Origin of the sequence: Microtetraspora fusca (genome assembly GCF_001570365.1) — a bacterium.
GTDB lineage: Bacteria > Actinomycetota > Actinomycetes > Streptosporangiales > Streptosporangiaceae > Microtetraspora > Microtetraspora fusca.
Genome location: NZ_BBYK01000047.1, coordinates 161,377 through 174,719, shown reverse-complemented (window position 1 = coordinate 174,719; position 13,343 = coordinate 161,377). Strand labels below are relative to the sequence as shown.

Below are 13,343 nucleotides of genomic sequence, written 5' to 3'. Positions count from 1 at the left end.
CCGCCAAACGTGGTCAGTCCGCATGCTCCGGGCGGCTGGCCTCAAATCAAGACATAGGCAGGTTTGAGGGCGGCTTGGTGCGGCCGGAACTCCTCGCGGGCAGGGGCAGACGGACCGTGCTCCTTGTGGGCTCCTTGTTGGGAAAGGGTGAAGGCGCGATGGCGGGCGAGGAGAATCGGCGGCCGGCCGGTGCCAACCGGGTGTTCGAAGAGACGGACGAGGGGTACCTCACCTCCGCACGCGGGCTGGAGGTGCTGCGCGAGCCGCTGCTGAACAAGGGGACCGCGTTCACCGTCGAGGAACGCGACGAACTCGACCTGCACGGTCTGCTGCCGACGGCGGTGGAGACGCTCGACCAGCAGGCGCGCCGGGGGTACGCCCAGTACCGGGCGCAGGCGACCGACCTGCTGAAGAACATCTACCTGGAGGCCCTGCGCGACCGCGACGAGGTGTTGTATTACCGCCTGCTGTCCGACCACCTGCGGGAGATGCTCCCGATCGTCTACGACCCCACGGTCGCGCAGGCCATCGAGAACTACAGCCACGAATACCGTCGGCCTCGGGGCGTCTACCTGTCCGTCGACGACGTGGACGGCATCGAGCGCGCCTTCGCCGACCTGGGGCTGGGCCCGGACGACGTGGATCTGGTGGTGGCCTCCGATGCCGAGGAGATCCTCGGCATCGGCGACTGGGGCGTCGGCGGCGGCGCCGGGATCGCGGCCGGCAAGCTCGCCGTCTACACCGCCGCAGCCGGGATCGACCCGGCACGCGCCGTGCCGGTGGCGCTCGACGTCGGCACCGACAACGAGGGCCTGCTGAACGATCCCGGCTACGTCGGCAACCGGCACGCGCGGGTGCGCGGGCGACGCTACGACGACTTCATCGACGCGTACGTCACCACCGCCACCCGGATGTTCCCCGGCGCGCTGCTGCACTGGGAGGACTTCGGACCCTCCAACGGGCGGCGGATCCTGGAGAAGTACACCGGCGCCATCCCCACCTTCAACGACGACATGCAGGGGACCGGCGCCATCGTGCTGGCCGCCATGCTGGGCGCCGTCCGGGCGTCCGGGACGCCGATGCGCGACCAGCGGATCGTCGTCTTCGGCGCCGGCACCGCGGGCATCGGGATCGCCGACCAACTGCGGTCGGCGATGGTGCGGGACGGCCTGGATCCGGACGCCGCGACCCGGCGGATCTGGCCCGTCGACAAGCAGGGCCTGCTCCTCGACGACATGACCGACCTGCGGGACTTCCAGACTCCGTACGCCAGGCCCGCCGAGGAGGTGCGCGACTGGAAGCGGGACGGCGGCATCGGCCTGCCGGAGGTGGTCGAGCGGGTCAAGCCGACGATGCTGCTCGGCACCTCGACCGCGCACGGGGCCTTCACCGAGCAGGTGGTCCGCGCGATGGCGGCCGGCGTCGACCGGCCCGTCATCTTCCCGATCTCCAATCCCACCGAGCGGATCGAGGCGATGCCCGCCGACCTGCTGCGCTGGACCGACGGCCGGGCCCTGATCGCCACCGGCATCCCGGTCAACCCGATCACGTACGGCCGGGTGACCTACACGATCGCGCAGGCCAATAACGCGCTGCTGTACCCGGGACTGGGACTGGGCACGATCGTGTCCCGCGCGCGGCGGGTCAGCGACGGCATGCTGCAGGCCGCGGCCGAGGCCGTGGGCGGCATGGTGGACGTGACGGCTCCGGGCGCGTCGCTGCTGCCCCAGGTGGAGAACCTGCGGGAGGTGTCGGCGACCGTCGCGGTCGCGGTGGCCGAGCAGGCCGCGCGGGAGAACCTGGCCCGCGTCGACCTCAAGGACCCTGTCCAGCAGGTTCAGGACGCGATGTGGCAGCCGGTGTACCGGCGGGTCAGGGGGCGGTAGCCGTGACCGCGGACGATCGACGCGCCGGCTCCGGGCCGCCCGTACGGGACGTGCCCATCGGGCTCACGGGCTCCGGCACCCGCACCGAGACGGACTCCATCGGCGAGATCGAGGTGCCGGCCGACCACTACTGGGGAGCGCAGACCCAACGGTCGCTGATCCACTTCGACATCGGCGACGACCGCATGCCGAAGGAGGTCTACCACGCGTACGGCTACATCAAGAAGGCCGCGGCGATCGTCAACGGCGCGGCCGGGCGGCTGCCCCACTGGAAGGCCGACCTCATCGCGCGCGTCGCCGACGAGGTGGTCCGCGGCGACCTCGACACGGAGTTCCCCCTGTACGTCTGGCAGACCGGCTCGGGCACCCAGTCGAACATGAACGTCAACGAGGTCATCTCCAACCGGGCGATCCAGCTTGTCGGAGGCGAGCTCGGCAGCAAGCACCCCGTGCACCCGAACGACCACGTGAACATGTGCCAGTCCTCCAACGACACCTTCGTCACCGCCATGCACATGGCCGCCGTCCAGATGATCGAGGCCAGGCTGCTGCCCGCCCTGGACCGGTTGCGGCACGCCGCGGAGGCGAAGAGCCGCGAATGGGAACACGTGGTCAAGATCGGCCGAACCCACCTGGAGGACGCCACCCCGCTCACCGTCGGCCAGGAGTGGTCCGGATACGCCGCACAGCTCGCCGACGCCACCGACCATCTGCGCCATGTGACGCGCGAGCTGTACCGGCTGGCGATCGGGGGGACCGCGGTCGGCACCGGCCTGAACGCGCCGCCCGGCTTCGGCGACGAGGTGGCCGCGCGGCTGGCCGAGCTGACCGGTCGCCCCTTCACCGGCGCGCCCAACAAGTTCGCCGCCCAGGCCTCCTGCGACGCGCTCGTACGCGTGTCCGCGGCGATGCGCGCCCTGGTCGCGCCGCTGTTCAAGTTCGCCAACGACCTGCGCTGGCTGGCGTCCGGGCCGCGAACCGGCCTCCAGGAGCTCGTCCTCCCCTCGAACGAGCCGGGCTCGTCGATCATGCCGGGCAAGGTCAACCCGACCCAGGCCGAAGCGATGCTGATGGTGGCCGTCCAGGTGATCGGCAACGACACTGCTGTCTCGATCGCCGGTGGGGAGGGCAACTTCGAACTCAACGCGTTCCGCCCGGTCATCATCGACAACGTTCTGCGTTCGGCGCGGATCCTCGCGGACATGATCGAGCACTTCCGCCGCTACCTCGTCGAAGGTGCCCGCCTGAACCACGGCAGACTTGCCGACAACCTGCGACGCTCCATCATGATGGTCACCGCGCTCAGCCCGGTCATCGGCTACGACAAGGCCGCCCGGATCGCCCACCGCGCCCTCGACGAGGACCTGACCCTGGAGGAAGCCGCGCTGAAGTCCGGGGTCAGCCGCGAACTGTACGAACGCGTCGTCGTCCCGGAGAACCTCACCCGCCCCGGAGTCGCCGAGGCCGGAGCCGGGGACGCCACAGGCGGCTCCCGCTGACCCGCCGCGTCCCCATGTGGAACAACCTGGGCGATCGCGGCATTCGCCCTTTTCCCTGGCTTTCCGCGCCGCCGTCCGAGGCGGTGACAGACTGGTCCGAGCGCTGTCCACACAGCGGTCCGACCTGCTCTGACCTGCGGCGACGGAGGTGCCGATGGCGAACGAGGCCGACGTTTTCGATGTGATCGTGATAGGCGCGGGACCCGTCGGGGAGAACGTCGCGAAGCGTGCCGTACGGGGCGGTCTGACGGCCGCGGTCGTCGAGGAGCGTCTGGCGGGCGGGGAGTGCGCCTACTACGCGTGCATCCCGAGCAAGGCGCTGCTGCGGCCGATGGGTCTCGCGGCCGAGGTGAGCCGGGTCCCCGGGCTGGAGCTGCGCGGCCCGATCGACGCCCCCGCGGTGCTGGCCCGCCGCGACGAGACCGTGTCCCACCTCGACGACGGCGGCCAGGTGAGCTGGATCGAGAACGTCCCGGCGACGTTCGTCCGGGGCCGGGGACGCCTGGCCGGGCCGTTGCGGGTCGAGGTGACGGCACCGGACGGCGGCGTCCGGCCGCTGCGGGCCCGGCACGCCGTCGTCATCGCCACCGGCAGCGACCCGTGGATCCCCGACACGCCCGGATTGCGCGAGGCACGTCCGTGGACGAACCGGGAGGCGACCAGCGTCCAGCAGGTGCCCAAGCGGCTGGCCGTGATCGGCGGCGGGGCCGTCGCCTGCGAGATGTCCCAGGCGCTGCACTCCCTCGGCGCCCAGGAGACGATCATGTTCGTACGCGGCGACCGCCTGCTCGCCCGGACCGAGCCGTTCGCCGGCGAGCTGGTGGCCAAGTCGTTCCGGGACTCGGGGATCGACGTGCGCTTCGGCCGCTCGTGCGTGCGCGTGGAGCGGCCTGTCCCGGGTGGCCCGGTGACCGTCCACACCGACGACGGCTCGGTGATCGAGGCCGATGAGATCCTCGTCGGCACCGGACGGCGGGCCGCCGTCGGCGACATCGGCCTGGACACGATCGGCCTGCCTGCGGTCGGCCCGATCGAGGTGGACGCGAGCATGCGGGCGACGGGCGTCTCCGACGGCTGGCTCTACGCCGTGGGCGACGTCAACGGGCGCAACCTGCTCACCCACATGGGCAAATACCAGGGCCGGATATGCGGCGACGTGATCGCCGCCCGCGCCCAGGGGCGGCCCGACAACCTGCGGGCGACGCGCGACATCGCCGACGACCGGGGCGCGCCCCAGGTCGTCTTCACCGATCCGCAGGTCTGCGCGGTCGGCCGCACGGAGGCGCGGGCCCGCGCCGACGGCTTCGCCGTACGCGCCGTGGAGTACGACATCGGCGCGGTCTCCGGCGCGTACCTGCAGGCCGAGGGCTACACCGGCCGGGCGAAGCTGGTCGTGGACGAGGACCGTCGCGTGCTTCTCGGTGTCACGTTCGTCGGTCCGGCCGTGGTCGACCTTCTCCACTCGGCCACCGTCGCGGTGATCGGCGAGGTCACCCTCGACCGGTTGTGGCACGCCGTCCCGTCGTTCCCGACCGTGAGTGAGATCTGGCTCCATCTGCTGGAGGAGTACGGCCTGTGACGGTCAGCGGCGGCAGGTGAGGCGCAGCCGCCCCCAGGAGGTGTTGGCGTAGCCCCTGGGGTTCCACAGCGCCGCCGGTGACTCGGGGTGCGTGGCGCCCGCGCCGTCCCAGGCGCGGGCGACGATCTCCGCCTCGCCCTCGGGCAGGACGAGGGTGGTGCGCCAGTGCTGCCAGGCCCAGGGGCTCGCCGGCGCGTCCAGCTTCGCCTGGGTCCAGGTACGCCCGGCGTCCGGGGAGACGTCCACGCGGGCGACGCCGCGACCGTCGCCCGCGAACGCGTACCCGGTGATCTCGGTCGGTCCGGGCGGCACCCGGGAGCCGTGCTCGGGACGCAGGATGTCGCAGGTGAGGGCGACCGGCCCGAGCGGGATTCCGGACCCCGGCCCGCACCGGGACGGGTCGGCGTCGGGCGGCAGCATCCGGTACGCGACGGCCTGGAAGTAGCCGCCGGAAGGTTCCGCCTGGGCGGTGACGCGGTCGAGCCATTTCACGCTGCGGGCGCCGATCCAGCCCGGCACGATCGCGCGCAGCGGGGCGCCGTGGACGGCGGGCAGGGGATGGCCGTTCATCGCCCACGCCAGCAGCACCTCGTCCGCGGTGGCCTTGGCCACGGGGATGGAGCCGCCGTAGGGCTGGGGCGGGTCCGCCTCCCGCACCATGTCCGGCGCCCCGAAGGCGACGTGCGCGGCCTCGGGGCGCAGGCCCGCCTCGGAGAGCACGTCGGAGAGGCGCGCACCGGTCCAGGACGCCGTGGAAACGGCGCCGGACCGCCAGGGGTCCTCGCCGGGGATGTCGCGGACCTCGATCAGCTCGGCACGGCGGTTGCCCGCGCACTGCAGCGTCGCGATCACCTCGTGCGCGAGGAAGCGGGAGCGCAGCTCCTCCAGCGAGAGTCGCGCCGGCCGCTCGACCAGCCCGTCCACCTCCAGTCGCCAGGCGGCCGGGTCGACGCGGGGGACGGGCCCGTGGTTGCGGCTGTAGAAGGCGTCGAGCGGCGTGGTCAGCCGCTCCGCCAGGGCGGGCGTGGGCGGCTCGGCGTTGAACGGCTCGTCCGTGTGGACGAGCATGTCATCCCTTTTGTCCCACTTAGTCATGCTTCACGGGTACCCCGAGGCGAGTACGGCGATGCGTGACCGACGGTCCCGCGAGGCGGCCACTGGTTTTGCCCGGCCGGCTGGTGGACGACATCGTCGCCGCCAAGGGGCCGCGCGAGCTCTGGTCGGGCGTCACGGACCAGCTCACGCTGGCCGACTTCATCAGCTGCGGCGGCTACGACCGTCAGCTGCGCCGTATGCGCTGTCTCGCCCTGCCTGACGCGCCGTAGGGAAAAGAGCGGAGCCCCGCCGCCGTCGTGACGGACGGCGGCGGGGCTCCAGGTGTCCGCCGGACTCAGAGCGCGAGTTGCGCGCTGAAGGGCGGACCGGCGGCCAGCGGTCGCATGGCCAGGCGCAGGAGGGTGAGCGCGTTGTCGTCTCCGGCGATCCGGTTGACGCTCAGCTTCCCGCAGGCCAGGCAGTGGTGAATGAGCAGCCATTCCCCGTCGCGCCGGGCCGTCACACCCACCGCCGCCATGCGCCCGCGACACGTCTCACGTCGATCGCCGGGGATCCGGCCGTCGACGTGCAGACTCGTCAGGCAGTGCGGACAGTGGTTGCGGTGCGCCGTGCCGGGCGCCGTCAGCGGCACATCGAGCCGGCAGTTGGTGCACCGGAACGCGTCGCCCCGCTCACCGCCCGGCCCGTGCAGCACGTCCTTGCGCCGTTGCGGCCTCCGCTGCTGCGGTTTCCGTCGTGGCATTGCCGTCTTCCGTCCTCTCGTCACCGGGGGCGCGTCACAGATCGCCGAAGGTTTCGAGCGGGAACGGTGGCTGGGCGAGCGGACGGACCGCCATCCGCATGAGGATGAACTGGTTGTCGTCTCCGCAGATGGGGTTGGACGTCAGCTCGCCGCAACGGGTGCAGTTGTGGATGAGTTCCCAGTCGCCGGTGCGGAGCACCGCGATGGCGATCGGGGACATGCCGGAGCGGCACTCCGACGGCCCGCCTTCGACCTGGTCCCGGACGTGCTGGGAGTACAGGCACCTCGGGCAGTGGTTGCGCCGGCGGCCGTCCGGGGCGAACGCGGTCACGGTGAGGCCGCAGCGCACGCACTGGAAGGTCGTGGTCCTGAGAACGGAACTCGGGATGTCGTTCGACATCGGGAGAAACTCCTTGCTGAATGTCTTGACGAGGGCAGCAAGGAAGCGCCGAGCGGGCCTTGGGAGGCGTTCATCCGCCGACGGTGTTCACGCGGGTACGCGAACACACGGAAACGTCGGTGCACCGGGGCCCGGCCGAACCGACAGGTGACACGTCAGTGGCAGGACCCACCCAGGGCACAGAAAGGCGCGCTCGGCGCTGACCGGGGCATACATCAACTGCTTTCTAGGGCGCGACGGCCCGGAGTTCACTGACAGAGTGCCCGGGGAGCATAACAACGGCCCGCGCCGGCCCGCGAACGGTTTTTCGCGGCAGGGGAAAGCCGCTTCGCCGCCGAGGCGGATCGGCGTCACCCGGCGGCGGGAGGGTGCTCCACCGCGGTGTAGCGGCGCAGGTCGTCGCGGTCGAGGGCGACCCCGGGAAGGGAGGAGCCCGGAACGGCGCGCAGGCCGTTCAGCATGATCTCCACCACGCGGGCCATGGCCGGCTCGTCGGGCATGCTCGGCGGCGTGTAGACGTGCAGGGTCAGCAGCAGGGCGACGTCTCCGGGGCCGATGTCGTGGCGCAGCGCGCCGCTCGCCTGCGCCTGCTCGGTCATCCGGACGACGAGGGCGATCACCCGCTGCCGTATCTCGTGCAGTTCGCGGCCGGCGCGGAGCCGCTGGTGCAGGTGCGGCTCGATCTTCGCCGAGAGCACGCCCACCCGCAGCTCGATGCTGTCGCGCAGGAAACGGCACAGCGCGTGCCAGGCGTCGGGCTCCTCGCGCCAGGCGGTCTCCGCCAGCTCCGCCATGCGGCGCAGGCCCTCCTCGCAGACGGCGCCGAGCAACGCGTCCCGGTCCGGGAAACGGCGGTACAGCGTGCCGATGCCGACGCCCGCCCGGCGCGCCACCTCCTCCAGCGGCACGTCGACGCCCTGCTCCAGGAACAGGTTCTGGGCGGCCGCGACGATCAGGTCGCGATTGCGGCGCGCGTCGGCGCGCAGCCCTGCCGTGCCCTGCGGCTTCTCCGTCTCCACTGCCACCCCCGAACCAGGAACTGGACGATTCTCCTCCGGTTAGGTTACCGTGAAAATAAGCGGAGGAAATTCATCCGGTTAGTGGAGGAGTCATGACCGAGCGGACAGTGCTGATCTCCGGAGCCGGCGTCGGCGGGCCGACGGCGGCCTACTGGCTGGCCAGGCACGGCTTCCGTGTCACCGTCGTCGAACGGGCCGGAACGCTGCGCTCCAGTGGGAACCCGGTGGACGTCAGAGGCCCCGCCGTACGCGTCGCCGAACGGATGGGCGTCATGCCCCGGCTGCGCGCCGCGGCCACCGGCACGACGGGCCTCACCTTCGTCGACGCGGCGGGCAGGCGCGTCGGCCGGATGGACATGCGCGCCTTTCAGCAGCCGGACGAGGTCGAGTTACCGCGCGGCGATCTCGCGTCGATCCTGTACGAGGCGAGCCGCGACCACGCCGAGTTCCTCTTCGACGACTCCATCGCGACCCTCGACCAGGATGAGCACGGGGTCGAGGTCACCTTCGACCGCGCCGGGCCCCGCCGCTTCGACCTGGTGATCGGCGCCGACGGCCTGCATTCGACGACCCGTCGGCTGACGTTCGGGAAAGAGAGCGGGTTCGTGCGCCACATGGGCCTGTACGTCGCGACGTCGCCGCTCGGCGGCGGGGCCGGATCAGGCAGGGACGTCGTCATGCACAACACGCCCGGCAAGGCGGTCGCCGTCAGCCCCACGTCCAGCGGCGCGTTCTTCCTCTACCGGAGCCCGGCGGAGCCCGGCTTCGACCACCGCGACGTCGAGCAGCACAAGCGAATGCTGACCGGAGCCTACGCGGACGTGTCCTGGCGCGCGCCCGAGTTGCTGGAGCAGGTGCGCGCCGCCGACGACCTCTACTTCGACTCGGTGAGTCAGGTGCGCCTGCCGCGCTGGTGGAACGGCCGGGTCGTGCTCCTCGGTGACGCCGCGTCCTGCGTGTCGCTGTTCGGAGACGGCTCCACCATGGCCATGGCCGGCGCGTTCACCCTCGCCGAGGAACTGGCCGCCGGTCCGGACGACCCCGAGGCGGCCTTCCGCCGGTACGAGGCCGCGCATCGGCGCCTGGTCGATCCCAAGCAGCGGAACATGGGACAGGCGTCGGCGCTGCTGGTGCCCGCGACGCGGGGCGGCATCCTGGCGCGGAACCTGGCCGCCCACCTGTGGCCCGTCGCGGCCGCCGCCTTCGTCTACTTGCCTCGCTTCGCTCGGCGGCTCGGGGCGCCTTGAGGCGATGTCTTCCCTCGTCGCTCGGAGTCGCTCGTCCCTCGCTCCCCACTCGTTCCTCAGTCCAGACACCGCCGCGCCCCTCGCGGCTGAAGCGCGCTTTCCGCAGAGCGTAGATCCGCCCGCGTACCCGGCCGCGCTCAGCGTCGGCGCCTCCCCAGCACCTTCGCCCGGCTCCGGGTCACCCAGAGCAGGACGAGCGCGATCGCGACCGTCACCGGTCCCGCCACGGCGAGATGGGCGGTGAACCGCTGAACGATCTCCGGTGCGACGTGGTAGCTGACGGTGACCAGGGTCGCCGCCCACGCGCAGGCCGTGGGCAGGCTCGCGGTGACGAAGGTGCGGTACGGCATGCCGGCCCAGCCCGCGAGCCGGGGGGTGAGCGTGCGCGCGCTGCCGAACCACTGGGCCGCGACCACGGCCCAGCGGCCGTGCCGTCCGAGCAGCTCGCGCGGCCGGTCCCAGCGGCCGGGCGCGAACCGGTGGAACGACGGGGCGCCCTCCCGGCGCCGTCCCCACAGATAGGAGATCTGGGTGCCGGTCACCGCCGCGCAGGCCGCGACCCCGATCGCGCCGCCCAGCGGCACCACGCCCAGATGGGCGAAGTAGCCGAGCGCGACGAGCACGCTCGTCCCGGGCAGGGCGACGCCGATCAGCAGTCCGGCCTCGGCAGTCAGCAGCATCCACGCGACCGCGAGCAGCAGCGGCGGGGAGAACCGGCCGAGCAGATCAGACACCGGCGACCGGCCTGCGGCAGACGTACGCCATCCCCGGCGGCAGGTTCCGCCAGACGGGCCCGGTGGTCAGCACCTCGTCGAAGGCCGACCGCAGCCGCCGCCGCAGGGCCCTGGCCCCGGCGAGCGGTACGGCGTGCAGGTAGGTCACGGTGGTGAAGGCCCCGGTCGGCGCGAGCACCCGGCCCACCTCGCCGAGGATCCGCTCCTGACGCCGGCCGGGGAACAGCGACCAGGGCAGCGTGCTGACGACCGCGTCCACCCGGTCCACGCCCGCGCGTGCCAGGAGCGCGCCGAGGTCGGCGGCGTCGCCGTGGATGGTCTCCATCCACGGCTTGGTCCGGCGCAGGTGCGTGACGAGGTCCGGCTCGATCTCGACGGCGAGGTGCCGTGCGCCGGGGGAGAGCCGCTCCCGGATGGCCTCGCTGATCGATCCGGTTCCCGGGCCGAGCTCGACCACCACCGGTGTGCCGCTCGTGGGCACCACCGCGGTCAGGGCTCTGGCCAGCGAGGGAGAACTCGGCGCGATCGCGCCCACGACCCCCTGCCTGCGCAGCGCGACCGACATGAACGCCCGCAGGTCCGGGGCCAAGGCTGTCTTCATGGACCCAATGAGATCGTCGCGGGGACGCCGTCCGCAGGACGCCAGAACCTAGTCCTCGGGGTAGGGCTGGCCATACCTGCCGGGTGGATCCAGGCCGCTGGCCGGTCGGACGGCACGGGCCGTACTGTCTGGGGATGCAGTCATCGGCGGCCTGGCGGGCCCTCGTTCGGTGGGACCTGTTGCGTACCGCCTGGCCGTGGCGCTCGGTGGCCTACCTGGTCACCGGCGTGCTCCTCGGCGAGGTCGTCCTGGTGGCGTTCCTCTTCGCGCTGTTCGTGAGCACGATCCTGGCGTTGCTGGTGGTGGGCATCCCGCTGCTGCTGGCGCTGGGGTTCAGCGGGATACCGGTGGCCGCCTTGGAACGCCGCCGGCTGCGGATCATCGACCCGGAGCCGGCCGACACGCCGCACCGCCGGCCCGACCGTCCGGGGCTGCGCGGGTGGGTGGGGCTGCGCCTGCAGGAGCCCGCCACCTGGCGGGAGCTGGCCTACGTGGTCCTGATGATCACCGTGCTCTGGCCGATCGAGCTGCTGGCGGTCGTGTTCGGCCTCGGCGGGCCGGCGTCGATGATCCTCACACCGGTCCTGCGCGCCCAGATGGGTGAGGTGAGGGTGCTGAAGTTCTGGCTGGTCGACACGGATCTGGGCGCATTCGCGGCACTCGCGCTGGGGGTGATCTGGCTCGCCCTGGCCCTCTATCCGCTGACGTTGCTCGCCGCCGCGCACGGCTCACTGGCCCGGCTGCTCCTCGTGTCCCGGGACACCGAGAGCGGGCAGCGGCTCGAGGAGCTGACCCGGTCCAGGACCCGGTTGGTGGAGGCGTTCGAGGTGGAACGGCGGCGGATCGAGCGGGACCTGCACGACGGGGCCCAGCAACGGCTGGTCGCGCTGACCATGACGCTCGGCCTGGCCAAGCTGTCGGAGGGCGCGGAGGCGGCCGATCTCGTCACGAAGGCGCACGAGCAGGCGAAGCTCGCGCTGGCCGAGGTACGCGACCTGATCAGGGGGATCCACCCGCAGATCCTCACCGATCGGGGGCTGCCCGCGGCCGTCGCCGACGTCGCCGACCGCTCCCCGGTGCCCGTCGAGGTCGCGATCGAACTTCCCGGACGGCTGCCCGAGTTCGTGGAGTCCGCCGTCTACTTCGTGATCTCCGAGGCGCTGACGAACGTGGCCAAGCACAGCGGCGCCCGCACCGCGTCGGTCATCGGACGTCTGGACGGTGCCGGGCTGGTCGTGGAGATCCGCGACGACGGCGTGGGCGGCGCGGACCCCTCAGTGGGCACCGGCCTGGCGGGGCTCGCCGACCGCGTCTCGGTGGCGGACGGCAGACTGATGCTCTCCAGCCCGCCCGGCGGGCCGACCCTGCTACGAGTGGAGATCCCGTGCGCCTCGATCGCCCCCTCTCGATAGTCCTCGCCGAGGACGGCGTGCTGCTCCGCGAGGGGCTGGCCGGGTTGCTCAACCGCTTCGGGCACCATGTGGCGGCCACCGTGGGCGACGCCGACGGGCTCGTCGAGGCGGTGCGCGCGCACGCCCCCGACATCGTGGTCACCGACGTGCGGATGCCGCCGGGCTTCACCGACGAGGGCCTGCGGGCCGCGGTGGCGCTCCGTTCGGCGGACCCGCGGCTGCCGGTTCTCGTGCTGAGCCAGTACGTCGAGCAGACCTACGCGAGTGAGTTGCTGGACTCCGGGGACGGCACCGGGGTGGGCTACCTGCTCAAGGACCGGGTCGGCGACGTGGAGGAGTTCGTGGACGCGCTGCTCAGCGTCGCCGCGGGCGGAACGGTGGTGGACCCCGAGGTGGTGAGGCAGTTGCTGCGCCGCCGGCGCGACCCGCTCGAACGGCTCTCGCCACGCGAGCGGGAGGTCCTCGCGCTGATGGCCGAGGGCCGGTCCAACGCGGCCATCGCCAGGGGTCTGGTGATATCCGAGGCCGCCGTGGGCAAGCACATCGGCAACATCCTGACCAAGCTCGACCTGCCCCCGGCCGAGGACGACCACCGCCGGGTCCTCGCGGTCGTGACCTACCTACGCGGTTGACGCCCGGCGCGGCCGTCCGTGCCACCCGCCACGACGCAGGCAAGCCCAGCAGACCAGCTCCTACGGCTCAAGTGAAGTTGGCCCGGTTTGGTGGACAGGTCCTGCCCCGGCGCGCGCCCGCCCAGGAGCCGACCGATCTTCGAGTCTGTACCGGGTGGTAGACCATACCTGATTCATCTCCAGGAAATCGCATTGCACGCGAAAAGTCATCTTTCCTGATTACATGCGTACGGCGTCGAAGCGTTCCGATGCGTTGATGTCATCGTCCAGCCCGGACACTCGAAGCGTTTCGCTGGAGACGGTGAAGATGCTCTTGTCGGTGGGCAGCAGCCGCGTGACGACGGCGCGAGCCTCGGCCGCGGTGTCGACGATCTCGACGGCGTAGCCCTTCTCCCGTAGGGCTGCTGCGGTTCGGTGGAGCTGCTCTTCGGTTGCGGATCGTGCGAATCGGATGTCGATCGGGAGACCAGTATCGGTCGTGTGAGTGGGGGTCATCAGGGAACCTCTCATTGATCTTGTGGCTTGCGCGACAGGCC

The 13,343-nt window shown here is 71.8% G+C and carries 14 protein-coding genes; 7 read left to right on the top strand and 7 right to left on the bottom strand.

The features are described from left to right. Nucleotides 1–158 precede the first annotated feature (158 nt). The 3 genes from AWQ68_RS17405 (at nucleotide 159) to AWQ68_RS17395 (ending at nucleotide 4,964) form a co-directional block, all read left to right on the top strand. A complete protein-coding gene (locus AWQ68_RS17405; protein ID WP_066941582.1) occupies nucleotides 159–1,886 on the top strand; it encodes an NAD-dependent malic enzyme in 1,728 nt (575 codons plus the stop codon). 2 nt (nucleotides 1,887–1,888) lie between these two features. Further along, nucleotides 1,889–3,385, top strand: coding sequence for a class II fumarate hydratase (fumC, locus tag AWQ68_RS17400; protein WP_084464121.1), 1,497 nt, complete (start codon nucleotides 1,889–1,891; stop codon nucleotides 3,383–3,385). Nucleotides 3,386–3,539: 154 nt separating this feature from the next. Beyond that, nucleotides 3,540–4,964 carry a dihydrolipoyl dehydrogenase family protein gene (locus AWQ68_RS17395; protein WP_066941579.1) on the top strand — a complete coding sequence of 475 codons (1,425 nt, stop codon included), beginning with the start codon at nucleotides 3,540–3,542 and terminating at the stop codon, nucleotides 4,962–4,964. A 3-nt stretch (nucleotides 4,965–4,967) separates the two neighbouring features. Here AWQ68_RS17395 and AWQ68_RS17390 read toward each other — a convergent pair whose 3' ends face one another. After that, entirely contained in the window at nucleotides 4,968–6,059 is a 1,092-nt protein-coding gene (locus tag AWQ68_RS17390) for a sulfite oxidase (RefSeq protein ID WP_066941577.1), read from the bottom strand. Between the two features lie 83 nt (nucleotides 6,060–6,142). Between AWQ68_RS17390 and AWQ68_RS40925 the strand changes: the two genes are divergently transcribed. Beyond that, on the top strand, nucleotides 6,143–6,289 hold the full coding sequence (locus AWQ68_RS40925; protein ID WP_218006906.1) for a hypothetical protein: 147 nt from the start codon (nucleotides 6,143–6,145) through the stop codon (nucleotides 6,287–6,289). Between the two features lie 65 nt (nucleotides 6,290–6,354). Here the strand turns inward: AWQ68_RS40925 and AWQ68_RS17385 are convergent, their stop codons facing one another. From AWQ68_RS17385 to AWQ68_RS17375, 3 genes are all read right to left on the bottom strand, one after another. Further along, nucleotides 6,355–6,762: an RNHCP domain-containing protein gene (locus AWQ68_RS17385; protein ID WP_066941575.1), complete on the bottom strand. Its 408-nt coding sequence runs from the start codon at nucleotides 6,760–6,762 to the stop codon at nucleotides 6,355–6,357. A 34-nt stretch (nucleotides 6,763–6,796) separates the two neighbouring features. Next, the gene (locus AWQ68_RS17380) at nucleotides 6,797–7,162 is read right to left on the bottom strand and encodes an RNHCP domain-containing protein (protein WP_066941573.1); all 366 of its coding nucleotides are present in this window, start codon (nucleotides 7,160–7,162) and stop codon (nucleotides 6,797–6,799) included. Between the two features lie 350 nt (nucleotides 7,163–7,512). Next, a complete protein-coding gene (locus AWQ68_RS17375) occupies nucleotides 7,513–8,187 on the bottom strand; it encodes a TetR/AcrR family transcriptional regulator (protein ID WP_084464108.1) in 675 nt (224 codons plus the stop codon). 86 nt (nucleotides 8,188–8,273) lie between these two features. Between AWQ68_RS17375 and AWQ68_RS17370 the strand changes: the two genes are divergently transcribed. After that, the gene (locus AWQ68_RS17370) at nucleotides 8,274–9,428 is read left to right on the top strand and encodes an FAD-dependent monooxygenase (protein ID WP_066941571.1); all 1,155 of its coding nucleotides are present in this window, start codon (nucleotides 8,274–8,276) and stop codon (nucleotides 9,426–9,428) included. 137 nt (nucleotides 9,429–9,565) lie between these two features. Here AWQ68_RS17370 and AWQ68_RS17365 read toward each other — a convergent pair whose 3' ends face one another. Next, nucleotides 9,566–10,162, bottom strand: coding sequence for a DedA family protein (locus AWQ68_RS17365; RefSeq protein ID WP_066941569.1), 597 nt, complete (start codon nucleotides 10,160–10,162; stop codon nucleotides 9,566–9,568). Beyond that, nucleotides 10,155–10,763 carry a class I SAM-dependent methyltransferase gene (locus AWQ68_RS17360; RefSeq protein ID WP_066941567.1) on the bottom strand — a complete coding sequence of 203 codons (609 nt, stop codon included), beginning with the start codon at nucleotides 10,761–10,763 and terminating at the stop codon, nucleotides 10,155–10,157. Before AWQ68_RS17360 ends, AWQ68_RS17365 begins: the two co-directional genes overlap by 8 nt. Before the next feature lie 134 nt (nucleotides 10,764–10,897). Here AWQ68_RS17360 and AWQ68_RS17355 point away from each other — a divergent pair, with 134 nt between their 5' ends. Further along, nucleotides 10,898–12,175 carry a sensor histidine kinase gene (locus AWQ68_RS17355; RefSeq protein WP_066941565.1) on the top strand — a complete coding sequence of 426 codons (1,278 nt, stop codon included), beginning with the start codon at nucleotides 10,898–10,900 and terminating at the stop codon, nucleotides 12,173–12,175. After that, entirely contained in the window at nucleotides 12,148–12,807 is a 660-nt protein-coding gene (locus AWQ68_RS17350; protein WP_066941563.1) for a response regulator transcription factor, read from the top strand. Before AWQ68_RS17355 ends, AWQ68_RS17350 begins: the two co-directional genes overlap by 28 nt. Before the next feature lie 219 nt (nucleotides 12,808–13,026). Here the strand turns inward: AWQ68_RS17350 and AWQ68_RS17345 are convergent, their stop codons facing one another. Further along, complete coding sequence (locus AWQ68_RS17345) at nucleotides 13,027–13,302, bottom strand: LUD domain-containing protein (RefSeq protein ID WP_066941562.1); 276 nt, start codon at nucleotides 13,300–13,302, stop codon at nucleotides 13,027–13,029. Nucleotides 13,303–13,343 lie beyond the last annotated feature (41 nt).

Coding starts and splice junctions, on each gene's coding strand:
- AWQ68_RS17405 (WP_066941582.1), top strand. CDS start 159: ATGGCGGGCGAGGAGAATCGGCGGCCGGCCGGTGCCAACCGGGTGTTC.
- AWQ68_RS17395 (WP_066941579.1), top strand. CDS start 3,540: ATGGCGAACGAGGCCGACGTTTTCGATGTGATCGTGATAGGCGCGGGA.
- AWQ68_RS17390 (WP_066941577.1), bottom strand. CDS start 6,059: ATGACTAAGTGGGACAAAAGGGATGACATGCTCGTCCACACGGACGAG.
- AWQ68_RS17385 (WP_066941575.1), bottom strand. CDS start 6,762: ATGCCACGACGGAAACCGCAGCAGCGGAGGCCGCAACGGCGCAAGGAC.
- AWQ68_RS17380 (WP_066941573.1), bottom strand. CDS start 7,162: ATGTCGAACGACATCCCGAGTTCCGTTCTCAGGACCACGACCTTCCAG.
- AWQ68_RS17370 (WP_066941571.1), top strand. CDS start 8,274: ATGACCGAGCGGACAGTGCTGATCTCCGGAGCCGGCGTCGGCGGGCCG.
- AWQ68_RS17360 (WP_066941567.1), bottom strand. CDS start 10,763: ATGAAGACAGCCTTGGCCCCGGACCTGCGGGCGTTCATGTCGGTCGCG.
- AWQ68_RS17355 (WP_066941565.1), top strand. CDS start 10,898: ATGCAGTCATCGGCGGCCTGGCGGGCCCTCGTTCGGTGGGACCTGTTG.
- AWQ68_RS17345 (WP_066941562.1), bottom strand. CDS start 13,302: ATGACCCCCACTCACACGACCGATACTGGTCTCCCGATCGACATCCGA.